This window comes from Lysinibacillus sp. RU7, from assembly GCF_057837305.1.
Genome location: NZ_JBYQFK010000352.1, coordinates 1 through 230, shown reverse-complemented (window position 1 = coordinate 230; position 230 = coordinate 1). Strand labels below are relative to the sequence as shown.

1 protein-coding gene is annotated in these 230 nt (G+C 61.7%); it reads left to right on the top strand.

All coding sequences use genetic code 11. The features are described from left to right. Window positions 1–230, top strand: a 230-nt coding sequence (locus tag AC3II9_RS22685) for a hypothetical protein (RefSeq protein ID WP_489159052.1), incomplete at both ends; no start/stop codon positions are given.

Here is a 230-nt window from a genome sequence, read left to right as displayed (position 1 = left end):
CTGGCAACCCGGCAGCGCGCTGCAGCAGCAACTGCAAGGGTTACTCAAGCGGCGCGCACAGCTGGCGACACACCGCTCGGCGCTGAGCCAGTCCTTCATGGGAATCGAGGTACCGGGCAATGCCATGGGCAAGCTTAGGACGGCCTTTGAGGCGCTCCTGAAAGCCATCGACACCCAGATCAAGCGCCTGATCGACAGTGATGAGCAAATGGCCCAGGGCTACAAGAAGC